Raw genomic sequence first — 24,478 nt, 5'->3', positions numbered from 1 at the left:
CGGCCGTCCGCAGTGACAGACCGTCTCGAGAAGGCTCCGAGTCGGAACACTGTGTGGGTTGACCTGCAGGTTCTGCCGGGCGGAAAGTGAACGCCATCCCCAGCAGGATCCGGACTGGAAAGGTCCGCACGGTGTTCCGCACCGTGCTGGGGCCCGACTGCCACCCGGACCACACCATCGAGAGGAGCGACCTCATGCGCATCCCGAAGCGCGTCGCCGTGATCGGTGCCGGCACCATGGGCAGCCAGGCCATGTGGCGACTGGCCGCCCGCGGAGCCGAGGTCATCGGCTATGACCGTTACGCACCGGGTCACGACCGAGGCGCGGCCGGGGGCGAGAGTCGTATCTACCGAGCCGTCCACCTCGGAGAGTCGGGGTACACGCCGCTGCTGCGGCTGGCGGACCGGATGTGGGAGCAGCTCCAGGCGGAGACGGGCCGGTCGCTGCGACGCCGCAGCGGCAGCCTCGTGATGGGCGAGACCGCCTCACCGTCCATGCGCCTCCTCCTGTCCACCAGCGCCGCGCACGGGCTGGATCACGAGGTCTTGGACCGGGAGGAACTCGGCCGCCGCTACCCGCAGCACCGGCTCCCGGACGGACACACCGCTGTCCTCGACCGGTTGGGCGCCGTCATCAGGCCGGAGGCGTCGATCCAGGCCGCCGCCGCCCGTGCCGAGCACCTGGGCGCCCGACTGCACCGCTACACCACGGTGCGCGAGGTCGTCCCCGCGGCGGGCGGCGGGGTGCACATCGTCACCGACCTGGGCACGGACCACGTGGACGCCGCCGTGGTGACCGTGGGCCCCTGGATCAACACCCTGCTCCCGGACCTCCCCCGGACCGTCGACGTCCGCCGGGTGATCTGCTCCTGGCACCTGCCCACCCGCCACGACTGGTTCGCGGGCGGCGCCCCGCCCTTCGTGCGCGCCGCACCCCACGACTGCTTCGGAATCCCGTCGCCCGACGGCATCTCCGTCAAGCTCGGTCTCTCGTTCAAATACCATGCGCCGGTGCCCGAGCCCGATCGGCTCGACCGTACCGTCCGCCCCGAAGAACTCGGTGTCTTCCGCGAGCTCATGGGTGAGCTCATGCCCGACCTGAACCCCGATCCCATCAGGATGTCGGCCTACATGGAGGGCTACACGGAGTCCGGACACCCGATCGTCGGTCATCTCCCCGGCGAGGACGGCATCATCGTCATGGCCGGGTTCTCCGGCAGTGGTTTCAAGTTCTCGCCCGCGATGGGAGAGATCGCCGCCGACCTGGCGCTCGACGGCACCACGGAGCACCCTGTCGACTTCCTTGCTACGGCAGGAGTCGGCGCCGCCTGATCCCCGGCGATTGTCCACGTCATCGCCCCCCACTTCCCACTCCCGACATCACTGTCATGAGCATGCCCAAAGAAGGGCCCGCGCTGGCCCTGACCAGGTCCCCCGACGCATGAAAGTGGAGCACCTCCATGCCCATTCCCTCGTTCCAGTTCCGTCCGAAGTACGTCTCGTTCGACTGCTACGGCACGTTGATCGAGTGGCCGATGACCCCCATCACGCGTGAGCTCGTCGGCGACCAGATCCAGGCCGAGCACTGGGACCAGTTCGTCAAGGAGTTCCGCGGCTACCGCTACGACTCGGTCCTCGACACGTACTACCCCTACGAGCAGACGCTGCAGGCCGCCTTCGAGGGGGTCTGCCGCAAGTGGGGCGTCAAGGCGGCCCCGGACGCGGGCAAGCGGCTCGCCGACGGCGTGCGCAGCTGGGGCCCGCACGCCGACGTGCCGGAGCCGCTGAAGAAGATGGGTGAGCACTACAAGCTGGTGATCCTGTCCAACGCCGACGACTCCTTCCTCGCGGAAAGCGTGCCGCGGCTGGGCGCCGACTTCCACGCCGTCTTCACCGCCGAGCAGGCCGGCTACTACAAGCCCCGCTACGCCGCGTTCGAGTACATGCTCGACCAGCTCGACGCGTCCCCCGAGGACTTCGTGCACGTCTCCTCGCACACCCGCTACGACCTGATGCCGATGCACGACATGGGCTTCCGCAACCTCGTCCTGCTGGACCGCGGCTGCGACCCGGTCACCCACGGCTACGACTACGTGACCGTCAGGTCCCTGGACGAGCTCAACCAGATGCTGGGCATCTGACACGCGACGCGCACCCGCTCACCCACCCCCCCGTCCGATCCGCACGTCGTCCCCGCAACACGGATTCCCCGTATCCCCGTATCCCCAGGAGGCACCGCCATGGAAACCAACCGGACAGGCCGCAGAAACGTATTCCGCACCGCAGGCGCCGTGGCCGCCGCGATGCAGGTCAACAGACACCTGAGCATCCCGATCGCCACCACCGCCCTGGCCCTCGCGCTCGCCGCGTGCGGGGCGACCGGCACGGCACAGAACGCGGCGGCGAAGGGCACGACGCAGGGCGGGGGAGCCAGCGCGTCCGCCGAGCACACCGACGACATCTCGGTGGGCGTGACGCCGGACCAGAACGCGGTGAAGCTGCTGCCCGCGGAGGTGAAGGCCAAGGGCACGCTCTCGGTGGCCATGGACCTGGCGTACCCGCCCACCACGTTCATGGCATCGGACAACAAGACCCCGATCGGGTTCAACCCGGACATGTCCCGGCTGATCGCTGCCAAGCTCGGCCTGAAACTCCAGATCAACAACGTCAAGTTCGACACCATCATCACCGGACTGCAAGCCAACCGGTACGACTTCACCGCCTCCACCATGGGTGCCACCAGCGACCGGCTGAAGGTGCTCGACATGGTGGACTACGTCAACTCCGGGACCGGCGTGTCCGTCCCTTACGGCAACCCGCAGAAGCTGGGCACCCACACGCTGTGCGGGCACCGCGTCGGCGTCCCTTCCGGCAGCACCGCGGAGCTGCAGTGGCTGCCCCAGCTGTCCGAGCAGGACTGTACGAGCAAGGGCAAGCCGGCCATCAAGGCAGTGACCCTGCCCAGCGTGAACGACGCTCTGACCCAGCTGGTCTCCAAGCGGATCGACGCGGTGATGTACGACTTCATCTCGCTCGAGTGGGCGGCCGCGCAGCAGCCCAAGACGTTCGACGTCCTCAAGCCCCTGGTGGCCACCAAGCCCGCGACCGTCGCGCTGAAGAAGGACTCGCCGCTGACCCCCGCGGTGAAGGCCGCCATCCAGTCGATCATCGACGACCCCAAGTACACCCAGGCGCTGGGCCGCTGGGGTCTCAAGGACCTCGGGATCAAGACCGCGGCCATGGCCGTCCCGCAGGACTGACATGTCCACGGATCTGATCGGTACGAAGTCCAGGAGCCGACCCGTGTCACAACTGCTGGCCGAAGAAAAGAAGCGGATCACGCCGAAACGACCGCGCGACTACGTCGCCTGGGCCGTCGCGATCGCGATCGTCGCCGGTCTCGTGTGGACCGCGGTGACGAACGAGAACTATCGCTGGCCGGTGGTGTTCAGCTACTTCACCACTGCGACCATACTCAACGGCCTGCTGGTCACGCTGCTTCTGACTGTGGCGAGCATGGCTCTGGGCACGCTGCTGGGGCTGGTGCTGGCGGTGATGCGCATGTCGCACCAGCGACCCATTTCCGGGCTGGCCCAGCTCTACATCGCCTTCTTCCGCGGCACCCCGGTGCTCGTGCAGCTGGTCTTCTGGTTCAACATCGCGGCGCTGTACCCGAACCTCTCCGTCGGCATCCCGTTCACCGACGTCTCCACGCCGGTGAACGTGAACGCGATCATGACCCCGATGACCGCGGCCGTCATGGGGCTGACGCTGAACCAGGCCGCGTACATGTCCGAGATCATCCGCGGCGGGTTCGCCTCGGTCAGCCGAGGACAGCACGAGGCCGCGGAGTCCCTGGGCATGTCGGGGTTCACCAAGCTCCGGCATGTGATCATCCCGCAGACCATGCCGGCGGTCATCCCGGCCACCGGCAACCAGGTGATCGGCATGCTCAAGGAGACCTCGCTGGTGAGCGTGCTCGGCGTCGCCGACCTGCTGAACAGCGCACAGTCGATCTACGCCCGCAACTACCAGACGATTCCGCTGCTGATCGTGGCGAGCCTCTGGTACCTGATCATGACGCTGGTGCTGAGCGTGCCGCAGTCCATGATCGAGCGCCGTTTCTCCCGCTCGACCCGGGCCCGGCTGACCCCGGCAGCCGCCTCGGCCGAGCCGGGGGCGGGCCAGCCAGTTCCCACCACGAGGGAGTCACTGCTGTGAACGCCGACGGAACGATCGTCGCACGCAAGCTGTGCAAGAGCTTCGGACGTCACCAGGTCCTGCGTGACATCGACCTGACCGTCGCGGCCGGGGAGATCTCCTGCATCATCGGGCCGAGCGGTTCGGGCAAATCGACGCTGCTGCGGTGCGTCAACGGGCTGGAGACCGTCGACCGAGGCGTCCTGCGCGTCAATGGAGAGGACTTCGGCTACGTCGAGAAGGACGACGCCTACCACGCCGTCCGCCCGCAGCGGCTGGCCGAGCAGCGGGCCCGCATCGGCATGGTGTTCCAGCAGTTCAACCTGTTCCCCAATATGACCGCCGAAAGCAATGTCATGTCCGGACCGGTGCTGGTGCAGAAGAAAAACCGCGCCACCTGCCGGGAGCAGGCACAAGAGCTGCTGGCCAAGGTCGGCCTCGAGGGGTGCGGCCACAAGTACCCCGCTCAACTCTCCGGCGGTCAGCAGCAGCGCGTGGCCATCGCCCGCGCGCTGGCGATGGAACCCACCATCATGCTGTTCGACGAACCCACCAGCGCGCTGGACCCCGAGCGCGTGGGTGAAGTACTCGCCGTCATGCGCGACCTCGCCGGCAACGGAATGACCATGCTGCTCGTCACCCACGAGATGGGCTTCGCCCGCGAGGTCGCCGACGAAGTGCTCTTCATGGACGAAGGCATCGCAGTCGAACGCGGCGACGCCCGCGAAGTGCTGGCCAACCCCCGTGAGAAACGCACCCAGGCCTTCCTCGAAAGGGTGCTGTAGGCAGTGGCACCGACGGGTGGCAGCGGCTCCGGCAGCGAGGCTGGAGGAGACGCTGACCGACTGCGGTGAACGTGACACCCGCGCCCTGCCGGTCCTGGTCTCCAAAGCCCCCCGTTTCGACGTCGCCCCGACCGTCACAGCCGTCACCACGGTCCTCATCGCCCTGGCGTCCTCGCCCTCGCAACTGACATCGCCGTCGGCCGGGCCCCTGGTGCTGCCCGGCCGCGCCTCCTTCGAAACTCCCCGCTAAGGACCGGACATGAAGACCATTCCCTACTGGATAGAAACCGCCGGGGCGTTTCCCGACCGGTCCGGCAAGCCGCTGACCGAGGACACCGACCTGGTGGTTGTCGGCGCCGGTCTGACGGGTCTGTCCACCGCCCTGCACTCCGCCCGCAAGGGCGCCCGCGTCACCCTCGTCGAGAAGGGCCAGATCGGCTCCGGCGCCTCCGCCCGCAACGGCGGTATGGCCAACCTGGGCTTCACCATCGGCGTGGGCCAGGCCATCCGCCGGTACGGACTCGAACGGGCCCGCGAGATCTACAACTCCTACGGCGAGGCCGTGGACACCGTCGAGCGGCTCGTGAACGAGGAGTCCATCGACTGCCAGTTCCGCCGCGTCGGACGTCTGGGCGTCGCGTCCCGTCCCGCCCACTTCGAGAGCAAGAGGGCCCAACAGCGCGACCTGGCCAAGTACTTCGGACACGAGACCACGCTGCTCGGCAAGTCCGAGCTGCGTTCCGAGATCGGCTCGGACGCCTACCACGGCGGCCTGCTCGACCCGTTCAGTGCCGCCCTGCACGTCGGCCGCTTCGTGCGCGGCATGGCCGAGGCGTGCGAGCGCGCCGGTGTGGAGATCCACGAGCGCAACGCGGCCATCGGCGTGCGGCGTACCGCCGCCGGCCGGTTCGAGGTCAGCACCGAACGCGGAGTCATCCGTGCCGGACAGGTCATGATGGCCACCGACGCCTACACCGACAAGAACTTCCCGTGGCTGCGCCGACAGCAGGTCTGCGTGGGCAGCTTCATCATCGTCACCGAGCCGCTCGGCGAGGAGCTCGCCCGGGACATCATCCCCAGGGCCCGCCTCATCGTCGACTCCAACAAGGTCTGCCACTACTTCCGGCTCACTCCGGACAACCGGCTGCTGTTCGGCGGCCGCGCCCGTTTCGCACCGTCCGACCCCACCTCGGACAAGAAGAGCGGGGCCGTCCTGTTCCGTGAGATGTGCGAGATCTTCCCCCAGCTCTCCCGAACCAGGATCGAGTACGTGTGGGGCGGCTCCGTCGGCTTCGCCATGGACCGCATCGTGCACGCCGGGCAGAGCGAGGACGGCGTCCACTACTCCATGGGATACGCCGGCCACGGCGTGCAGATGGCCACCCACATGGGGCAGGTCATGGCCGAGGTGCTGGACGGCCACCCCGAGGTCAACCCCGTCCGCGACATCGCACCGCCTCGCATCCCTCTCTACAACGGCACTGCCTGGTTCCTGCCCTTCGCGGGCGCCTATTACAAGACGCTCGACCGCGTCCGCTGACCGGTCGGCAGCCTCTCTACACCTACAAGGAGATACCCACGATGACTGTCGTCCGTGATGTTCCCAAGCAGCTGTTCATCGGCGGCGATTGGCAGGACGCGGAGTCCGGCCGGACCCTGTCCGTCGACGACCCGGCCACCGGCGAGGAACTGTGCCGGGTCGCCGACGCCTCACCCGCCGACGGTCGACGTGCGGTCGAGGCGGCGGTCGCCGCGCAGACCGCCTGGGCCGCCACCCCGCCGCGCGTACGCAGTGAGATCCTGCGCCGCGCCTACGACATCATCGTCGCGCGCACCGAGGACCTCGCGCTGCTGATGACCCTGGAGATGGGCAAGCCCCTGGCCGAGGCGCGTGCCGAGGTCGCCTACGGCGCGGAGTTCTTCCGCTGGTTCTCCGAGGAAGCCGTGCGTATCGACGGCGGCATGATGACCGCCCCCGACGGCAGGAACCGGCTGCTGGTCACCCGTCAGCCCGTCGGCCCCTGCCTGCTCGTCACCCCCTGGAACTTCCCCCTGGCGATGGGCACCCGCAAGATCGGCCCCGCCGTCGCCGCCGGCTGCACCATCGTCCTCAAACCCGCCCCCCAGACCCCGCTGACCAGCCTCGCACTGGCGGAGATCCTCACCGAAGCGGGCCTGCCGGCCGGCGTGCTGAACATCGTCACCACCTCCGACGCCGCCGGCGTCGTCGAACCCCTCCTGCGCGGCGGGAAGATCCGCAAGCTCTCCTTCACCGGCTCCACCCAGGTCGGCCGGATCCTGCTGGCCCAGTGCGCCGACACCGTCATCCGCACCTCCATGGAACTGGGCGGCAATGCCCCCCTCATCGTCTTCGACGACGCCGACCTCGACGTGGCGATCGAGGGCACCATGGTCGCCAAGATGCGCAACATGGGCGAGTCCTGCTGCGCGGCCAACCGCATCCTCGTCCACACCGCCGTCGCCGAGGAGTTCGCCTCCCGCCTCGCAGCCCGCATGGCCGCCCTCACCGTCGGGCCCGGCACCGAACCAGGCACCGACGTCGGCCCCCTCATCGACGCCGTCGGCCGCAGCAAGGCCCACGACCTGGTGCAGGACGCCGTCAAGCGCGGTGCCACCGTCCTGACCGGCGGTGAACTGCCCGAAGGGCCGGGCTGCTTCTACCCGCCCACCGTCCTCACGGGCATCGCCCCCGACGCCGCGATCGTCGGCAACGAGATCTTCGGCCCCGTCGCCGCGATCCGCACCTTCGAGACCGAGGACGAGGCCGTCGCCGCCGCCAACGACACCGAATTCGGCCTGGCCGCCTACCTGTTCACCCAGCACCTCGACCGTGCCCTGCGTGTCGCCGAACGACTCGAAAGCGGCATGATCGGCATCAACACCGGACTGGTCTCCAACCCCGCCGCGCCCTTCGGCGGCGTCAAGCAGTCCGGTCTGGGCCGCGAGGGCGGACGCGTCGGCATCGACGAGTTCCTGGAGTACAAGTACCTGGCCGTCCCCGTCGGAGCCTGACATGCGCGAGCGACTCGTCGTCCTCTACCGCGGCAACCGGCCCCCCGCCACCGCACGCATCGAACGCCTCGCGGACACCGTCTACGCGACCGAGGAGGAACTGCCCCACCTCCTCCCCGGCGCCGACGTCCTCCTGGCCTGGGTGACCATCACCCCGGCCCTCCGGGAGGCGTGGCCCGACGATCCGCAGAAGGCGCCCCGCTGGGTCCACGCGTCCTCCGCGGGCGTCGACTCCTTCCTGTTCCCCGCCCTGGTGGACGATCCGCACGTTGTCCTGACCAACGCCCGCGGGGTCTACGAACAGCCGACCGCCGAGTACGTCCTCGGCATGATCCTCGCCCTCGCCAAGGACTTCCCCGGCACCTGGGAGCACCAGCGGCGCCGCGAGTGGCGTCCGCGCCCCAGCGACGGCATCACCGGACGCACCGCGCTCGTCTGGGGGACGGGGCCGATCGGCCGGGCCATCGCCCGGCTGCTGCGCGCTGTGGGGATGCGTGTGTGCGGCGCGGGCCGCAAGGCCCGCACGGACGACCCCGACTTCGGCACGGTCCACGGTGCGAGGACCCTGCGCCATGCGCTGACGGAAGCGGACTACGTCGTCCTGGCCGCACCCCTCACCGAGGACACCCGGGGCATGGTCGACGCCTCCGTGCTCGCCGCCATGAAGCCGGGGGCGCGGCTGATCAACGTAGGCCGTGGCGGACTCGTCGACGAGGAGGCGCTGGTCGACCACCTCGCCGCCGGTCGGCTCGCCGGCGCAGCCCTGGACGTGTTCGCCCAGGAACCGCTGCCTGCCGAGTCTTCCCTGTGGAACATGCCCGGCGTGATGATCTCCCCGCACACGGCGGGCGAGACCACCAGCGAGCGGGAGGCGCTCATCGAGGTGTTCTTCGACAACTTCGCCCGCCACCTCGAAGGCCAGCCGCTGCGCAACGTGGTGGACAAGCGGCGCGGATACGTGGTCGACGACACACGCCCAGCCTGACGAGCAGCACGCGCCCCGGCCGGTGACTCCCACCGGCCGGGGCGCGTGCTACTCGCTCTTCTCTCCCCGACCTGCGTCACCCTGGCTGGACCCGGACGCCGATCGGCATGGATGGGACCGGGCGGTAGCCGCCCGGTCCCATCGCTCCGTACCGCTTCGCTGAGCCGGGCTTATGAAACGGTCAGGTAGATCTTGCGCACGGTCTCGATGGTCTTAGCGACTCCGGCAGACGCCGCCGGAACTTCTCCCGGTACAGCGCGAGGTCCTCGGCGACCGCACCCGAGAGGTCGCTCGGTGTGGGTGCGGGATGCTGTGGGCTGGAGGGCATGACCCCATGATGGCGGCCGGAGACGTTGCGGGGGTCATGATGTGCGAGCTGGCGTCCGGAGCGAGCGGGGGAGGATCTCCGTGTGAGCTGGTTGCCGCAGTCTGCTCAGCTCTGAGCAGCACGCACTCTCGGGCTGGACGCTCGTTTGACGCTCTGGGCGTCTGCACGAAGGACGATGAGCCGAGAAACCGGCTCTGGCCAGGGGTTTTCTCGGATCCCTTGAGGCCGACACCTTTCCGATGACGCACCATGTGGAGTGCGTGGCAGTGCTTGAGCCTGCGGGCAAAGGTGTCTGACCTGCGGTTTTGTTGCTCTGGTGGGTTTCGACCTGTTTCCCTCCGTGTAGCGGTTCGAGCGGACGGATCGATCTTTGAGAGCTCTCTGACCTGCGAATTCGTGAGCGAGGCGCTTGCAACGGCGACGCCTTCAAGTGGCTCTTGAGGGATTCTTGACACTCGGATGACGCTCGAAATGGAAGTCTTTGGGCCTCCGCGGTGGCGATGCGCACGGCCGCCTGGTCCCACGCTCCGCGGAGCCGAGCGCGGCCCGACCGCGCCACTTGATACCGGCCTGGTATCATCTCTGTGTGGCGATGACACTTCGACTCCCCGACGACCTTGACGCGAAGCTCAGCGAGCGGGCTCGTCGCGAGGGCCGCAGCAAGCAAGAACTTGCCATTGAGGCCATCCGTGACGCTCAGAACCGGGCCGAGCTGAAGGTCGAGAACGTCTTGGCCGAGCTCATGGACAGCGATGCGGAGATCCTGGATTACCTGAAGTGACGGACGTTCGCTACATCCAGATCGACGAGATACTGGCAATCGCCCGCACGGTCAACGGTACTGAGCACAGCGTGCGTGACATGGGCCTTCTGGTGTCGGCGATCGAGCGACCCCGGACGAATGTGTTCGGAGCTGAGTTGTATCCCACGCTGCACGAGAAGGCTGCGGCGCTGCTGCACTCCGTCGCCCGCAACCATGCGCTGATCGACGGCAACAAGCGCACCGCCTGGCTCGCCATGCGTGTCTTCCTGCGGTTCAACGGCGTCAGCGCGAGTACCGTCCCGCCGCCCGTTTCCGTGGCCGGCCCGTTCGTCGAGGAAGTCGCGCAGGACAACGTCGATGTACCGGCGATCGCCAAGCGCCTCGCGACCTGGTTCCCCGTTTCCTGACGTTCGACGAGGCAAGGGCGACTCATGTGGAGTGCGTGGCGATTCTGGAGCTTACTGCGAAGGGGATCTGACCTGCGGTTTTCGTGGGTTGCTCGGGCGTAGCCGGGCGTGCTCGACACCTGCGGTTCCAATCCCGGACGGGAAGGTGGGCGAGTGTTGTCACCGGTCTTCACAGGGTCCGCGCAAGGCGGCCCTGACGCTCATGGGACGTTCGCTTTGATAGGGCGTCAGCTCATGCATGAGGTCGGTATGCGGTCCGTGCGTGCCCGCCTCGTCGAGGACGCCTCCGAGGCCTGCAAGGAGCTCGGTATCGGCGGCCTGCAAGGCCAACTCGCCGAGCTGGTCACCCGCGATGCGATGATCGGCGTCGGTCCCGTCGCCACGGCCGCGTCATGACCGGCGCGGACACCCTCCCGGGCCCGTACGCCTCCCCGAAGGCGATCCGTGAGTCCCGGCGCCAGGTCGAGGAGCTCGTCTGCGGTCTGCCAGGCGCCGACCCGAGCCAGCTGGGTTTCCGGTTCTCGTGGGAGATCCGCGCCTTCGCCATGGCGGTCGCGGCCCACCAGGCGCTGGCGTTCGAATGGGCGCAGTTCCAGGGCGCGCTCATCGCCTCCATCCAGGACTGGGAGAACAGCGACACCGAGACCGGCGAGGTTCCGTGGTCGTACTACGAGCACTGGGTCGCCGCGCTCGAGACCGTCATGGCCACCCAGTGCGCCCTGGCACCGGACGCGCTCGACGAGAAAGCCCAGCGAGTCCTCGCCGAGCCGCCGAACCGTAACCACCACAAGGCCCACACCGAGCCCATCGCAATCGATCCGGCCCGGGGCCGGCCGAGGCACAGCACTTGAACACACCGGCAGCCCCGGCGCCGTCGATGCCGACGCGTGTCGGCCCGCGGATCCGCATGTGCCGGGGCTGCTGTTGTGGTACCACCCGTAAACATCCCGACGTGGATCACGAAGGCATCGCCGAGATCCTCACCCACGACAGCGGTCCCGACACCGAGGGGGTGCGCACCGAGTTCCTGTGGGCATGCGAGCTCTCCAACGTGGTCGTCGTCAACCCCTCCACGCTGAACGACGCCGGGGTGTGTGGAGCCGCCCTGGCCGACCTCGGCCTGCCCATCCCACTGCTGCGCGGCTTCGCGCTGCTGGCCCGTACCGCGGGGCTGATCGGCCAGCTCGCCGAGGAGATGCGGCATCCGGTCGCGAACGACGTCTTCCTCTCCGTCGACCTCAACAACCGGCCCGTCGCCCCTGACCCGTACCCCGGAGAGTTGCCATGAGCAGGTCACCGGAGTGCGAGCCCTCCATCCTGCTCGTGCACGGCGCCCACCACGGCTCCTGGTGCTGGGAGGAGGTGACAGAACGGCTGCGTGCGGCCGGCGTCCGCAGCCACGCCGTCGACCTCCCTTTCGCCTCCTTCACCGACGACACCGAGGCGGTCCGAGCCGCCGTAGGCGAGGCGGCACGACACGGCCCCCGTGCTGCTGGTCGCGCACAGCTACGGCGGCCTGCCGATCTCGGCCGGTGAGCACGCGGCGGCACGCCTGGTGGCTGACGGTGCCCAGCGCCTACGTCGTGTGCGCAGCGGACCGGACCGTACGCCCCGAGGCACAGCACACCTGTGCCGCACGTGCCGTCACTTACGTCGAACTCGACTGCGACCACTCGCCGTTCTACTCCGCGCCCGACCCAATGGCCCGATTCCTTGCCGAGCAGGCCGCTCTCCTCGTGCTCCAGTGACGAGCTTGTTCCTCAGTGTCCGGGCCCCGCGCTCCGCCCGTCTCCGTAGGCCGTCAGGCGGGGTACGCGTGTGTCTGGGCCGCCTTGACCGTCGCCCACACCGCGGCACCCGGATACAGATCGAGCTCCGCCGCCGCCACCGTCGTGAGGTCGGCGGCGAGGGGAAGTTCGCCGGTGAGGGCGGCGCGGATCTGGTCGCCGTGGGTCTCCATGCCGGCGACCTCGCACCGCCAGAGGTTGCGGGCGCTGGAGCCGGTGGGGCGGTCCCGGTGCAGGGTGACCGCGCTGGGTGGGAAGGCGACGAAGACCGGGCCGGTGAGGTCCTCGGTGGTCGTGATCGCGGGCCCGCCGTCGACGCGGACCGTGTGTCCATCGGCCACGCCCTGGTAGAGGTTGAGGCCGACGAGGTGGGCGATGTAGTCGGTGCGCGGGTGGCGTGCGATGTCGGCCGGGCTGCCCTGCTGGACGATATGGCCGTCCTCGATGACGACGAGGTGGTCGGCCAGGACCATCGCGTCCAGCGGATCGTGTGTGACGAGCACGGCGACCGCTTCGAACGCGGCCAGGTGGTGCCGGAGTTGGGCGCGGACGTCGAGGCGGGTGCGGGCGTCGAGGGCGGCGAGTGGCTCGTCGAGGAGCAGCAGGCGCGGGTGGGTGGCCAGGGCGCGGGCGAGGGCGACGCGTTGTGCCTGGCCGCCGGAGAGCTTGCGGGGCTTGCTCCCGCCGTGGTCGGCGAGGCCCATGCGCTTCAGCCACTCGGCGGCCTGGGCGCGTGCCTCCGCCTTGGTCGCGCCGTGGCAGCGCGGCCCGAAGGCCACGTTGTCCAGCGCGGTCAGGTGGGGGAAGAGCAGGTAGTCCTGGAAGACGACGCCGACCGGTCGGGACTCCGCCGGCGTGCGGTGCAACTCGGCGCCGTCCAGACGGAGGTGGCCGCCGGTGAGCGGGACGAGCCCGGCGAGGGCGCGCAGGGCGGTCGTCTTGCCGGCGCCGTTGGGACCGAGGAGCGCGACGACGTCACCCGGTGCCGCGGTCAGCGCCACATCAAGGCGGAAGGAGCCACGCTCGACCAGTAGCCGGGCGTCGAGCCCCTCTCCGGCCGGGGCGGGCGTGCCGAGCCCGTCTTGCGTGTTCCGTGCGTTGCGTGCGTTGCGTGCGGTCTTCTCGGCGTTGCTCATGAGGCGGTCATCCAACGCTCACGCAGCCCGGCCAGCACCGCGATCGAGACGGCCAGCAGGACCAGGCTCAGGGCGATCGCAGCCTCCGGGTCGCTCTGCAACGCCAGGTACACGGCGAGCGGCATGGTCTGCGTACGGCCGGGGAAGTTGCCGGCGAAGGTGATCGTCGCGCCGAACTCGCCGAGCGCCCGGGCCCACGCCAGCACGGCGCCGGCCGCGATGCCGGGAGCGATGAGCGGCAGCGTGACCCGGCGGAAGGCGGTGAAGCGGGACGCGCCGAGCGTCGTGGCCGCCTCCTCGTAGCGCGGGTCGGCGGCCCGTAGCGTGCCCTCGACGCTGATGACGAGGAACGGCATCGCCACGAACGCCTCGGCGACCACGACCCCGGCGGTGGTGAACGGCAGGGTGATGCCGAACCAGGAGTCCAGCCACCGGCCCATGACGCCGTTGCGGCCGAGCGCCATCAGCAGGGCGACGCCGCCCACCACCGGCGGCAGTACCAGCGGAAGGGTGACCATCGCCCGGAGAAGGCCGCGCCCCGGGAACTCGACACGGGCCAGCAGCCAGGCCAGCGGCACCCCGAGTACCAGGCTCACCAAGGTGGCCGCCGTCGCACAGACCAGCGACAACTGGAGCGCCTGCCACACCTCGGTGCTGGTCAGCAGCTCGGGCATGCTGCGCCAGGGGGCCCGGATCAGCAGGGCGACGAGGGGGAGGACCAGGAACGCCAGCCCGATCAGCGCGGGCAGGAGAAGGGGCAGCGGGGCGCCCCTGCGGACGCCGGAGCCCCCCGGGGCCCCGCGGACGCGGCGGCGCCGCGGGCCACCGGTCAGAGTGTCCGCGGCGCCGGCCTGGTCCAAGGACGGGGAGGTCACGGCTGGAGGAACCCGGCCTCGGTCAGGACCTTCTGGCCGTCGGCGGACCGCACCAGCGCGATGAACGCCTTGGCGGTCTCGGCGTTCTTCGAGTCCTTGAGCAGGGTGATCGGGTACGCGTTGACGGCCTGGGCCGACTCGGGGAAGTCCACGCCCTCCACCTTGTCACCCGCCGCCTTCACATCGGTCTTGTAGACCACCGCGGCGTCGGCCTCCTTCAGGACCACCTTGTTCAGGGCCGACTTGACGTCCTCCTCGTAGGAGACCGGCGTGAGCTTCAGCTTGCTCGCGTCCAGGGCCTTCTGGGCGGCGGCGCCGCACGGCACCGTCTTGTCGCACAGTACGACCTTCAGCGAGGACTTCGTGAGGTCCTTCAGGGACGCGACCCTGTCCGGGTTGCCGGGCAGCGTGGCGATCTCCAGCTGGTTGCGGACGAACGTGGCGGGCGTGCCCTCCGCGTCGCCCTTGTCCGTCACGATCGCCATCGTCTTGGGGCTGGCCGAGGCGAACACGTCGGCGGGGGCGCCGGCGGTGATGCTCGCGGCGAGGGAGTCGCTGCCGCCGAAGCTGAAGGTGACCTTCGTGCCCGGGTGGGCCTTCTCGAACTCCTTGCCCAGCGTCGTGAAGCTCTCCTTCAGCGAGGCGGCGGCGAAGACCGTCACCGTGCCGGACAGCTTGTCCGACGCGGAGGCCGACGCGGCGGAGCCTGACTTCGCGGACGAGTCGGAGTCGGACGACGAGCAGGCGCTCAGGGCCAGCAGGGCGGCGGCGCCCGCCCCGGTCACCTGCAGCATCCGGCGGGTCCGGCGCGCGGAACGGGTCATCACGGGTGAACTCCCTCTGGTCCTGACGGACACATCTACGGTCTCTCGACGACCACGTTGGTCGACCTGATCAGTGCGGCCGCGTCCCCGATCCGGTAGCTGTGCATGCGCCGATCATACTGCCGCAGATGCAAGGAGGAAGTCACCTGTCGCTTTGCATGAGCAGGATTATAGATCTGATGGCATGGCATGTGCGTTTATACGTGGGGCTCAGAGCAGTGCCGCCACTCCCGTCACGGCCGTCGCCGCGAGCACGACGATCATGAACTCGGCCGGGTCGGCGGGCGTGTGGTGGACGGTGACGTGGCGGCCGTACGCATTGGCGGGGTCCGGGAGATGCGACGTGCAGTGGGCCGTGACGGCCGTGCCCTCGCGGGTGGTGAACGACACGACAGGGGTGATGGTGGTCGAGGTGTGGCCGTCGTCCTGGTCGATACTGACGTCTTTCAGGACCGCGACGACCCGTCCCTGCACGCTGTCCATCGCGGCCAGCCTGCCGAGGCGATCTTTTTCGTCACCGTGACTTCCTGGCCGGAGGCCGGGTCGCGATAGGAGACGACCACCGATATCCCGCCGCTGCGCGACCCGCCGTGCCGGGGCTCCCGCACCCGCTCGATCCGCCCCTTGAGCCGCACCGTCCGCTGCGCCTTGGTCACCCCGGCCAGCGACATGCCGTACCCGACCAGCGCCGCCACACCCCACACCCCACACCCCACACCCCACACCCCACACCCCACACCCCACACCGCACACCACAGCAGCAGGAACTGGTCCCACCCCATGCGCCCTCCTCCTGACGATCCGCTCAACTGCCGCTGCGCCGCAGTACTTTGCCCTGGCCGTCCGTCTCCAGCGTTCCCGTGCCGCCGTCGCCGGTCACCACGATCCTGAGCGTGAGGGAGCCGGTGACGCCGTCGGCGGTCAGCTGCCAGCTCCGCGGTGAGTCGACGCCGACGGTGGCCCTGGCCTCCTCGACCAGCGCGGGGACGCGATCGTAGGGCAGGGAACGCGGGTCGAACCCGGTCGTGCCGCGCACGGCGCTCGGGGCTGCAGTTCCAGCAGTTCCTCCACCGGGAGCATCAGCCCGCGGGCCAGTGTGGCCACCGTCTGTTCGGACGACACAGGGCCCTTGGGCGAGAACGCCTCCGACACGGTCGTACGGCCGAGTCCGGTGCGCTGACCTGACACCGGCCCACGCTCCCCGTCGAGCGCCGGCCACCGGCGCGACCTCAACAGGGAACACCGGGACGGCCCTTGACGTCGACGGCCCTGCGGCCGCTCACCGCCCACGCTCGGGCCGTGAGCGCGATGGAACCGTCCGGCTTCCTGGGGACAGCCGCGCTGAGCGCCTCACGCACCCGCTCCCGGTCGGCCGGTGCGAGGGCGGCCACGTAGCCCGGTGCGGGGCCCTGCCCCGCCAGGAAGGGGTCCCACAGGTCGGCGAAGTCGGTGAACACAGTGGCCACCTCGATCGAAACGGTCGACACATCGACCAGCCCCGCATCTGCCCACAGCGCACGCAACCGCTCCGGACGGCATACGGGGAACCGGCGGCCCTCGTCCAGCGCGGCCGCGGCCGGATCCACCTCGACGGCGGCGTCCCAGAAGCGGCGAAGGAACCCCATGCCGTCGGCGTAGTCCCACACATACGCCGCGATCAGGCCGCCCGGCCGGACCACCCGGACCATTTCCGCCACCGCCGCGGTCGGTACGGGAAGGAAGTTCAGGGCGAGGCCGCTGACAGCCACATCGCATACGCCGTCACGCACGGGAAGCGACAGCGCGTCTCCCACGACGAAGCACACCGACGCCGACGCCGGAGCTGTGGTCCGGGCCGAGCTCACGAACCCCTCGGACCGGTCGACGCCCACCGTCGAACGCGGCCGGCACCGGGCCGCCATCGTGGCCGTCAGCACACCGGTACCGCAACCCACGTCCACCCACCGCAGCCTGTCCTCGCAGCTGAGCCACGCCGCGAACTCCTCCGCGACGAGCCGGCTCCACCGACCCATGTACCGCTCGTACGCGGCCCCGACCGCCCACACGTCACACCGCTGTTCCTTCATGGCACCACGATCCCCGCCCCCCTGCCTCATCCGCCGCAGCCACGACCCTTGCTCAGGGATTGAGCCGGTACGTGGAGAGTTGGTAGGCGCCGTCGGGGCGTTGGATGACCCGATAGCCGATGTCGTGGCCGTCGATCTGGATCGATCGGTCGAGCGGGCCGGCGAAGCCGGGGCTGCCGGCGCGGGGGACGACCCCGCCGGACTCAGTCGGAGGCCGCGGCGGGCTCCGACTCCGCCGCCGCTGTTTCCTTGGCGGCCGCGCCCGGAATCAGCCCGCTCAGCGCGGCGCACTGCTCGGGACCCATGGCATGGGCCAGCGCCTCGGTGACCGTCCCGGCGAGCGTGTCGGCCGCCTCGCGCAGCAGTCGGCGGGCCTTGTCGGTGAGGGTGACCTCTATGCCGCGCTTGTCGCCGCAGACCGACTGGCGGGATACCAGTCCGGCGTGCTGGAGGCAGGCGATCTGATATGTCAGCCGGGTCTTGGGGCGCCCCAGCAGCTCCGCGATCCGGGTCATCCGCAGGCCCTGCCGGGGCTGCTCCGCCAGCAGACACAGGACCAGGAACTCGTCGTGCGAGACGTCGAGCCGCTCCTTGACCACCGTCCGCAGGCGCTGTTCCACCGCCCCCGTCGCGGCCAGCAGCAGCATCCAGCCGCGCAGCTCGGGTGGCAGCAGCCCGCTCCCGGCGTCCTGCAAGGACGGACCGGGGGGCAGGTCGACGGGGTGTTCAGCGGGCTCTGCCATGGTTCCGATTGTATCCGTAGTCCAAATTTGCACGACCTGGTTGTTCAGATTTGGATGACCGGCTAGCGTGGTCGCGGCAGCATCATCCAAATTTGGACTACCGAGGAGAACGCCATGACCGTCGCCGTGGAAACCGGACTGTGGCAGCTCGACGCAGGCGCCTCCATCGTCGCCCTGAAGCACAAGACGATGTGGGGCCTGGTCACCGTCAAGGGCGTCTTCGCCGCCGTCACCGGCGGGGGCGAGGTGGGCGCCGACGGCGCCGCCACCGGCACCCTGACCCTGGACGCGACGTCCCTCGACACGAAGAACGCCAAGCGGGACGCACACCTGCGCGGCGCGGACTTCTTCGACGTCGACAACCACCCCGAGATCACCTTCGCGGTGCGCTCCGCCACCCTCGGCGCCGACAGCTCGGTGAAGGTGTCCGGTCAGCTGACCGCGCGCGGCATCAGCCGGCCGCAGTCGTTCACCGCGCGACTGAGCCGGGCGGACGCCGACGCCGTCACCCTGGACGCCGAATTCACCGTGGACCGCAGCGAGTTCGGGCTTGGCTGGAACCAGATGGGCATGATCCGCGGCCTGACCACCGTCACCGCCACCCTCCGCTTTACCCGCGCAGCTGGCTGACGCTCCGTCAATTCGACATCGCACGAAGAGCTTTGTCCGCGTACCTGCTCGACAACGTCTGCGGCGCCCCCGTGAAGACCCGCAGCCGGACCCGTACGCCCGCACGCGGGAAGCGGAACTTCCCTGACGGCGGTTCTCGACCCGAACTGCCGGCAGGGACACGGCAGTCGGCGAGGCCCGCCGGACCGACGTGAGCCGCATGTCCAGCGGCGGACTCCCCGCCGCAAGGGGCGTGGTGACCGCGGAAAGGCGAACCAGGGCAGCACGCCCGCCGCCGCCCGCGCGATCCCGGCCCCGCCGAGCCGCCCGCCCCGCCCGATCCGCGGCCGGCGCACCACCACCGGGATCAGCAGCGCCAACGCGGGGAGTGAGAAGCTGCTGTGTGCGGGCCGGAGCGGTGGCGGTCCGTGTCGCTGTTGGGCCGAACGGGTGACTTGGCGTAAGAATTGGCTGGTGCACGCATTGAAGGCGAGTCAGTTCGGGGGGTGCCGGTGAACCGTTACGACGTCACCGATGAACAGTGGGAAGGGCTCGCACAGGTCGTTCCGCTGCGCGGCCGGGACGCGTGGCCCTCGGCGGTGGACCATCGCGCGCTGCCCGACGCGGAGACGGAGACCCGGCGCCGCTTCGTCGTGCTGCGGGTCAACGTCTTCGCGGACGCGCGGGAGGTCGCCGAGACGCTGATGGCGGGCATCCCGGTCCTCCTCGACCTGACGGGCGCGGAGACCGACACCGCCAAGCGCGTCCTGGACTTCTCCACCGGAGTCGTCTTCGGCCTGGCCAGCGGCATGCACCGGGTCGACCGCAACGTCTTCCTCCTGACCCCACCGGGCACCGAGGTCAGCGGCATCATGGAGGGAGCGGGCATGCCCGGCGCCTGACACATCGGCGCCTGACATCCCGGCGCGCCCGCGCATCCCGGCGCGCCCGCGCAACCGGGCGCGCCCGCGCAGGCGCGCGCCCGGCCTGCCCCGGCCGCCCGCCGCTTCGAGCCCGCCCCTCGCGGTCCCCCGATCGTAGGAAGCTTGTCGCGGCGGAACGGTTCGCCTGGTGGCGGAGTCCTACCGTCCGCATATGGCCTCGCCGTTCACCTCCTCCGCGCCCTCACCGCACGCCGCGTCCGACGGGCCGCCCGTCGGGGACGCCTCGCCTACCTTGCCCGCGCAGGGGCCGCCCGCGGGGCCGCCCGCGAAGGAGCCGTCCACGGCCTCAGCGTCGGTGCGTTACGTCCGGCCCTGTGTCACGGAGCTGCGGCTCTCCGCCTTCGCGGGGCATCGCCGGGCCCGGTATCCGCTCGGGGCCGTCACGCTGTTCGTCGGGGCAAGCGGGAGCGGCAAGAGCAGCGCGCTGCGGGCGTACGAGGCGCTGGCGCGGCTCGGCGGCGGGGCCCGGCTGGCCGAGGTGTTCGCCGATCCGGCCGCGTGCGTGCCGCAGGGGGCCAGGCCCGACGCCCAGCGTCGCCGGGGGTTCCGTATCGGATGCACGGCCGACGGACCCGGCGGACCGGTCCGGCTCGACATCGCCGTGCAGGCAGAGCCCGAGCTGCGCATCGTGGGGGAGCGGCTGAGCGCGGGCGGCACCGTCCTGCTGGAGACGGCCCTGCGCGATCCCGGCCGCCGCACGGTGCAGGCCGCCTGGCACACCGGCGGCCCCGCACCGGTGACCCGCGCCCCGCTGCCCGACGACCGCCTCGGCACCGCGCTGCTGCCACTGCGCGTGGCCGGCAAGACCGACGGACAGCGGCAGGTGCTCGCCGCCGCCGAACAGATGGTCGTCGCCCTGCGGTCCGTCTTCGCCTGCGATCCGCAGCCCGACTGGATGGGCTCCCCCGTCCCCACCGGCTCCGGTCGGCTCCTCGCGGGCTGCGACAACCTCGCCGACGTCCTGTGGCGCACCCGGGAGGAGTGCGGTCGTCGGCACGCGCAACTGGTGGCCGCGCTGTCCGCCGGAGCCGGCCGGGTCGCGGGACGAGCGGTCGTGGACCTGCGCGCCGAGCCGCTCGCCGACGGCACGGTCCGCGCGCTGCTCGATCGCGCCGACGGCACCCGCACGGAACTCGCCCGGCTCGGATACGGCGAGCTGCGCTACGTCGCCCTCGCGCTGGTGCTGCTCACCGGGCCGGGCGTCCTCGACGTGGATCCGGTCGGCGAGGTGCCTGCCGCGATGCAGACCCTCACCCTCCTCGCCGACGGCCTCGACCGGGGCCTCGACGTGTCGCAGCGCGCCGAACTGCTGCGGCTCGCCGTGCGGATGGCCGAACGCGGCCACATCCGCTGCGTCGGCGCGGTCAGCGACGGGTCGTGGGCCGCCCGGACGGACGGAGTGACGGTGGTACACCTGGGTCCGTGACAGAACAACACCTCGACGTGGCGAAGCTGCAGCGCAGACTGGCCGAGTTCGCGGCCGCGCGGAACTGGCAGCCCTTCCACACCCCCAAGAACCTCGTCGCCGCGCTCAGTGTGGAGGCGTCCGAACTGGTTGAGATCTTCCAGTGGTTGACGCCGGAGGAGTCGACGCGGGTGATGGACGACCCGGACACCGCGCACCGTGTGACCGACGAGGTCGCCGACGTGCTCGCGTATCTGCTGCAACTGTGCGAGGTGCTCGGGATCGATCCGCTGACCGCCCTGGACGCGAAGATCGACCGCAACGAGCGCAGGTTCCCGGCGCCGTAACGGCCCCTCGCCGCCTCTCGCACGGGAGCCATCCGGTCCGTTTTCACTCTCCGTAATCAACAAGCGGACCGAAACCGATTTGTTGTCCACAGATTTCCCCCTTCCTCTGGCTTTTCGCCCCACAGACCCTCACTCTGGGTAGTGGGCACGGTATTTCAGGCGGACGTGCGCAGAGCACGTCGGGGCAGACGGGGGCAGCGCATGGACGCGGTGTGGCTCATCCTGACGAGCAAGCGCGCGCTCGCGGGAAGCAGCGGAGGAGCGGAGATCCTCAGGGAGGCGTGGCAGGCACAGGCCCTGGCGCAGGCGATCGGCAGCCGCCTCGCCGTCTCGGGCCCGCCCGAACTGCGCGGCGAGGCCCTGGGACTGACGGAACTGGCCGGCAGAGGCTGCGGTGTGCTGGGGGCGCCGGACCTCGACACCGGGGACCTGCTCGCCGCCCGGCTCACCGCACTGGACGACGCCCGCCGCGCCCTGCTCGACCTGAGCGGCCTGCTCGGCGAGGTCGGCATCGCCCTGGTCGGCCTGGCGAGCTCGGTGGACGACCAGGGCACGTACTGGCAGTGCATGGAGGCCATCGACGCGGCGGACGAATCCAGGGACCGGGTCCTGGAGATGCTGCGCAAGCTGGCGGCGAGAGAGGAACGAGAGGAGAGGGAGGGCGCCCTGCCGGAACGGTGAGCATGGTGACCGGGCGGGAAGGAGACCCGGCGGGCCGAGCGCGGGACGGCAGACGGGCTCAGTCCGCGACGCCCTCCTCGCTCGCCGTCCGCTGCGCGGCCCCGGCCGACTGGAAGTCCGCGTCCAGTGCCGAAAGGTCCGCGTTCAGCGCCGCCATGAGCTCCTCCATCTGCTGCAACAACCCCTTCGGTTGGGCTGCGGCGGCGCCCCCGCCCTGCTGCGGCACGGTCTCTTCGGACATGACGGCCTCCTCGGCCCTGGCCCCCGTGAGGAGGGCCGATGCGGGTGACGTCCCGGCGCTGACCAGCCGGGCGCGGGCGCCGGGCGGTCCGGCTCCGCCCACGCCAACGATCACTGCTGAGGCAGGTCACTGGGCCGGGCAACCCCCCACGCACGGCACGGGCGTTTTTCACCCGACAGGGGAGCGGCGGGGCCCGGGGGACCGGTGGGACCGACGGGAAACCCGGCGTGCAGGATGGAGGCATGGATCTGCGTATCTTCACCGAGCCCCAGCAGGGCGCGACCTACGACACCCTCCTCACCGTGGCGAAGGCCACCGAAGACCTCGGGTTCGATGCCTTTTTCCGGTCTGACCACTATCTGAAGATGGGCGACGTGAGCGGCCTGCCGGGCCCCACGGACGCCTGGATCACCCTCGCCGGCCTCGCCCGCGAGACCAAGCGCATACGCCTCGGCACGCTGATGACCGCCGGCACCTTCCGGCTGCCCGGCGTTCTCGCCATCCAGGTCGCACAGGTGGACCAGATGTCCGGCGGACGCGTCGAACTGGGCCTGGGCGCAGGCTGGTTCGAGGCGGAGCACACGGCGTACGGCATCCCCTTCCCGAAGGAGAAGATCGACCGCCTGGAGGAACAGCTGGAGATCGTCACGGGCCTGTGGGGCACGGAGCTCGGCAAGACCTTCGAATTCCACGGTACGTACTACGACCTCACCGACTCGCCCGCACTGCCCAAGCCCGCGCAGCCGAAGATCCCGGTGCTGATCGGCGGCACGGGCGCGACCCGCACCCCGCGGCTGGCCGCCCGGTTCGCCGACGAGTTCAACATGCCGTTCGGCACGATCGAGGACAGCGAGCGGCAGTTCGGCCGGGTGCGGGCAGCCGCGGCGGAGATCGGCCGCGACGCCGACGCGATCACCCTCTCCAACGCCCTCGTCGTCTGCGTCGGCAAGGACGAGGCGGAGCTCGCCCGGCGCGCCGCCGCGATCGGCCGTGAGGTCGACGAGCTGAAGACCAACGGGCTGGCCGGCTCCCCGGCCGAGGTCGTCGACAAGATCGGCCGCTACATGGAGGCCGGGTCCCGGCGGATCTACCTCCAGGTCCTCGACCTGCACGACCTGGACCATCTGGAGCTGATCTCCGCCCAGGTGCAGGCCCAGCTGTCGTAAGCGCACCTCTCGCAGGCCCGGCCGACGCAGACGAAGACCGGGCGTCATCTGTGACACGGCTGTGACCGGAGGTATGGCCTCCGTCACAGTCGGCCGGGCGTGGCCCTGATGAGGTGGCCGGATGCGCAGACCCACCCTCCTCCTCCCGGCCGCCCTCGCCGCCACACTGCTGCTCACGGCGTGCGGATCGGAACGCGCCGGCACGCGGAACGGCGGTGTCGGCGCGGACGGATCGACACCGCGGACCCGGGTCACCCAGCCCGCCGTGGACGGGGTCCGGATCACCTCGGTGACCGTCCCGTCCACCTCGGCCTCCTCCTCTCCCGCCGCGACCGCCACCTCACCCGACGGCATTGTCAGGGCCGAACGCCTCCCCACCGGGATCGGCGACTCCGACGGCCCCGGCATCTCGGCCGCCTATGAGGTCACCAACTCCGGTGCCCAGGCGATGACCTACACCGTCCTCTTCGAGTTCACCACGAGTGCCGGCGAGGTCATGAGCAACCAGCATGTGACCGTGGCCTCGGTGGGGGCGGGCCGGACGGTGAAGGGGACCGTCCGGCTGGGGGTGCTCGGGCCGGGAGCGTCCCGGGTGACAACGGTCAAGGTCGGTCAGGTCACCAAGGTCCCCGCGGCGGAGGCACCCGCCAAGCCGGGCGTCTGCCCGCCCTCCGGCATCCGGCTCACGGCCGACGACGGCGACGCCGCCATGGGACTGCGGGTCGTCGGACTCCACCTGGAGAACTGCGGAAACAAGGACTACACCCTCAACGGCTACCCGGAACTGACCCTTCTGGACGAGGACCGCGAGCCGGTCGACGGAATCAGGATCCTGCACGGCGGCGACAGCATCTCCGGCGCGACCGGTTACGACGACCCGCCCCGCCCCCTCACCCTGAAACCCGGCGAAACCGCTCTCTCCGGACTGATCTGGCGCAATACCACCCAAGCTGGTACCGCCGTGAACGTCCCGTACGTCCGCGTCCGAGCGAAGGCCGGTGCCGCACCCGTGACGGTGACCCCGCACCTCGACCTCGGGACCACCGGAAAGCTGGGCGTCGGCGCATGGAAACGGGCCGAAAGGTAGCGCGAGGAAAATCCCGCGTGCTTCTCACCCGTTTCTCTGTACGTTGGAGGGGCGCGCGAGCGCACTA

29 protein-coding genes and 2 pseudogenes are annotated in these 24,478 nt (G+C 70.2%); 23 read left to right on the top strand and 8 right to left on the bottom strand.

The features are described from left to right. Nucleotides 1–194 precede the first annotated feature (194 nt). The 16 genes and pseudogenes from solA (at nt 195) to B5557_RS46230 (ending at nt 12,248) form a co-directional block, all read left to right on the top strand. Complete coding sequence (gene solA / locus B5557_RS11340) at nt 195–1,331, top strand: N-methyl-L-tryptophan oxidase (RefSeq protein WP_079664722.1); 1,137 nt, start codon at nt 195–197, stop codon at nt 1,329–1,331. 128 nt (nt 1,332–1,459) lie between these two features. Beyond that, nucleotides 1,460–2,140 carry a haloacid dehalogenase type II gene (locus B5557_RS11335; protein WP_079659004.1) on the top strand — a complete coding sequence of 227 codons (681 nt, stop codon included), beginning with the start codon at nt 1,460–1,462 and terminating at the stop codon, nt 2,138–2,140. Between the two features lie 99 nt (nt 2,141–2,239). Next, on the top strand, nt 2,240–3,259 hold the full coding sequence (locus B5557_RS11330; protein WP_197697301.1) for an ABC transporter substrate-binding protein: 1,020 nt from the start codon (nt 2,240–2,242) through the stop codon (nt 3,257–3,259). Nucleotides 3,260–3,302: 43 nt separating this feature from the next. Next, a complete protein-coding gene (locus tag B5557_RS11325; protein ID WP_079664720.1) occupies nt 3,303–4,220 on the top strand; it encodes an amino acid ABC transporter permease in 918 nt (305 codons plus the stop codon). Beyond that, a complete protein-coding gene (locus B5557_RS11320) occupies nt 4,217–4,984 on the top strand; it encodes an amino acid ABC transporter ATP-binding protein (RefSeq protein WP_079659003.1) in 768 nt (255 codons plus the stop codon). Before B5557_RS11325 ends, B5557_RS11320 begins: the two co-directional genes overlap by 4 nt. Before the next feature lie 16 nt (nt 4,985–5,000). Then, complete coding sequence (locus B5557_RS11315; protein ID WP_079659002.1) at nt 5,001–5,234, top strand: hypothetical protein; 234 nt, start codon at nt 5,001–5,003, stop codon at nt 5,232–5,234. Nucleotides 5,235–5,243: 9 nt separating this feature from the next. Beyond that, a complete protein-coding gene (locus B5557_RS11310; RefSeq protein WP_079659001.1) occupies nt 5,244–6,524 on the top strand; it encodes an NAD(P)/FAD-dependent oxidoreductase in 1,281 nt (426 codons plus the stop codon). Nucleotides 6,525–6,565: 41 nt separating this feature from the next. After that, the gene (locus B5557_RS11305) at nt 6,566–8,017 is read left to right on the top strand and encodes an NAD-dependent succinate-semialdehyde dehydrogenase (protein WP_079659000.1); all 1,452 of its coding nucleotides are present in this window, start codon (nt 6,566–6,568) and stop codon (nt 8,015–8,017) included. A gap of 1 nt (nt 8,018) precedes the next feature. Next, nucleotides 8,019–9,002, top strand: coding sequence for a D-2-hydroxyacid dehydrogenase (locus B5557_RS11300; RefSeq protein WP_079658999.1), 984 nt, complete (start codon nt 8,019–8,021; stop codon nt 9,000–9,002). A gap of 914 nt (nt 9,003–9,916) precedes the next feature. Further along, nucleotides 9,917–10,111: a ribbon-helix-helix protein, CopG family gene (locus tag B5557_RS11295; RefSeq protein ID WP_079658998.1), complete on the top strand. Its 195-nt coding sequence runs from the start codon at nt 9,917–9,919 to the stop codon at nt 10,109–10,111. Further along, on the top strand, nt 10,108–10,500 hold the full coding sequence (locus B5557_RS11290) for a type II toxin-antitoxin system death-on-curing family toxin (protein WP_079658997.1): 393 nt from the start codon (nt 10,108–10,110) through the stop codon (nt 10,498–10,500). The genes B5557_RS11295 and B5557_RS11290 overlap by 4 nt, the downstream gene beginning before the upstream one ends. A gap of 249 nt (nt 10,501–10,749) precedes the next feature. Next, on the top strand, nt 10,750–10,896 hold the full coding sequence (locus B5557_RS43645; RefSeq protein ID WP_159424370.1) for a hypothetical protein: 147 nt from the start codon (nt 10,750–10,752) through the stop codon (nt 10,894–10,896). Further along, entirely contained in the window at nt 10,893–11,351 is a 459-nt protein-coding gene (locus tag B5557_RS11285; RefSeq protein ID WP_079658996.1) for a nitrile hydratase accessory protein, read from the top strand. Before B5557_RS43645 ends, B5557_RS11285 begins: the two co-directional genes overlap by 4 nt. Before the next feature lie 224 nt (nt 11,352–11,575). Next, nucleotides 11,576–11,788: pseudogene (locus B5557_RS45915) on the top strand (citryl-CoA lyase); the annotation flags it as partial. Continuing rightward, nucleotides 11,785–12,036, top strand: a complete 252-nt coding sequence (locus tag B5557_RS46235; protein WP_231976335.1) for an alpha/beta fold hydrolase — start codon at nt 11,785–11,787, stop codon at nt 12,034–12,036. The pseudogene B5557_RS45915 and the gene B5557_RS46235, both read left to right, overlap by 4 nt. After that, complete coding sequence (locus B5557_RS46230; RefSeq protein WP_231976334.1) at nt 12,033–12,248, top strand: alpha/beta fold hydrolase; 216 nt, start codon at nt 12,033–12,035, stop codon at nt 12,246–12,248. The genes B5557_RS46235 and B5557_RS46230 overlap by 4 nt, the downstream gene beginning before the upstream one ends. A gap of 53 nt (nt 12,249–12,301) precedes the next feature. Here the strand turns inward: B5557_RS46230 and B5557_RS11270 are convergent, their stop codons facing one another. From B5557_RS11270 to B5557_RS11240, 7 genes and pseudogenes are all read right to left on the bottom strand, one after another. After that, a complete protein-coding gene (locus tag B5557_RS11270; protein WP_079658995.1) occupies nt 12,302–13,423 on the bottom strand; it encodes an ABC transporter ATP-binding protein in 1,122 nt (373 codons plus the stop codon). Beyond that, nucleotides 13,420–14,298, bottom strand: coding sequence for a molybdate ABC transporter permease subunit (modB, locus tag B5557_RS11265; RefSeq protein WP_079658994.1), 879 nt, complete (start codon nt 14,296–14,298; stop codon nt 13,420–13,422). Before modB ends, B5557_RS11270 begins: the two co-directional genes overlap by 4 nt. Then, nucleotides 14,295–15,122 (bottom strand): molybdate ABC transporter substrate-binding protein, encoded by an 828-nt coding sequence (modA, locus tag B5557_RS11260; protein WP_079658993.1) that lies wholly within the window; start codon nt 15,120–15,122, stop codon nt 14,295–14,297. Before modA ends, modB begins: the two co-directional genes overlap by 4 nt. Nucleotides 15,123–15,332: 210 nt before the next feature. Beyond that, nucleotides 15,333–15,904, bottom strand: a pseudogene (locus B5557_RS11255) (hypothetical protein). 23 nt (nt 15,905–15,927) lie between these two features. After that, nucleotides 15,928–16,158 (bottom strand): hypothetical protein, encoded by a 231-nt coding sequence (locus tag B5557_RS11250; protein ID WP_443031346.1) that lies wholly within the window; start codon nt 16,156–16,158, stop codon nt 15,928–15,930. Nucleotides 16,159–16,351: 193 nt separating this feature from the next. Beyond that, on the bottom strand, nt 16,352–17,188 hold the full coding sequence (locus B5557_RS11245; protein WP_079658992.1) for a class I SAM-dependent methyltransferase: 837 nt from the start codon (nt 17,186–17,188) through the stop codon (nt 16,352–16,354). 203 nt (nt 17,189–17,391) lie between these two features. Beyond that, on the bottom strand, nt 17,392–17,931 hold the full coding sequence (locus B5557_RS11240) for a MarR family winged helix-turn-helix transcriptional regulator (protein WP_079658991.1): 540 nt from the start codon (nt 17,929–17,931) through the stop codon (nt 17,392–17,394). A gap of 114 nt (nt 17,932–18,045) precedes the next feature. On the opposite strand from B5557_RS11240, the gene B5557_RS11235 reads away from it, so the two are divergent. From B5557_RS11235 to B5557_RS11215, 5 genes are all read left to right on the top strand, one after another. Beyond that, entirely contained in the window at nt 18,046–18,561 is a 516-nt protein-coding gene (locus tag B5557_RS11235) for a YceI family protein (RefSeq protein ID WP_079658990.1), read from the top strand. A gap of 485 nt (nt 18,562–19,046) precedes the next feature. Next, nucleotides 19,047–19,442, top strand: a complete 396-nt coding sequence (locus B5557_RS11230; protein WP_079658989.1) for a cell division protein SepF — start codon at nt 19,047–19,049, stop codon at nt 19,440–19,442. Between the two features lie 193 nt (nt 19,443–19,635). Continuing rightward, nucleotides 19,636–20,910, top strand: a complete 1,275-nt coding sequence (locus B5557_RS11225) for a biotin transporter BioY (RefSeq protein WP_079658988.1) — start codon at nt 19,636–19,638, stop codon at nt 20,908–20,910. Then, on the top strand, nt 20,907–21,236 hold the full coding sequence (locus tag B5557_RS11220) for a nucleotide pyrophosphohydrolase (RefSeq protein WP_079658987.1): 330 nt from the start codon (nt 20,907–20,909) through the stop codon (nt 21,234–21,236). The genes B5557_RS11225 and B5557_RS11220 overlap by 4 nt, the downstream gene beginning before the upstream one ends. Before the next feature lie 201 nt (nt 21,237–21,437). After that, a complete protein-coding gene (locus tag B5557_RS11215; RefSeq protein WP_079658986.1) occupies nt 21,438–21,917 on the top strand; it encodes a DUF6099 family protein in 480 nt (159 codons plus the stop codon). Nucleotides 21,918–21,975: 58 nt separating this feature from the next. On the opposite strand, the gene B5557_RS11210 is transcribed toward B5557_RS11215, so the two are convergent. After that, on the bottom strand, nt 21,976–22,158 hold the full coding sequence (locus tag B5557_RS11210; RefSeq protein ID WP_079664719.1) for a hypothetical protein: 183 nt from the start codon (nt 22,156–22,158) through the stop codon (nt 21,976–21,978). Between the two features lie 242 nt (nt 22,159–22,400). On the opposite strand from B5557_RS11210, the gene B5557_RS11205 reads away from it, so the two are divergent. Together B5557_RS11205 and B5557_RS11200 are read left to right on the top strand one after the other, a co-directional pair. Beyond that, nucleotides 22,401–23,324, top strand: coding sequence for an LLM class F420-dependent oxidoreductase (locus tag B5557_RS11205; protein WP_079658985.1), 924 nt, complete (start codon nt 22,401–22,403; stop codon nt 23,322–23,324). 121 nt (nt 23,325–23,445) lie between these two features. Next, a complete protein-coding gene (locus B5557_RS11200; RefSeq protein ID WP_079658984.1) occupies nt 23,446–24,411 on the top strand; it encodes a DUF4232 domain-containing protein in 966 nt (321 codons plus the stop codon). Nucleotides 24,412–24,478 lie beyond the last annotated feature (67 nt).

The sequence above is a fragment of the Streptomyces sp. 3214.6 genome, assembly GCF_900129855.1.
GTDB classification, from domain to species: Bacteria; Actinomycetota; Actinomycetes; order Streptomycetales; family Streptomycetaceae; genus Streptomyces; species Streptomyces soliscabiei.
Note: the sequence above shows the minus strand (reverse complement) of the source record. Positions and strands in the feature narration are given on the sequence as shown.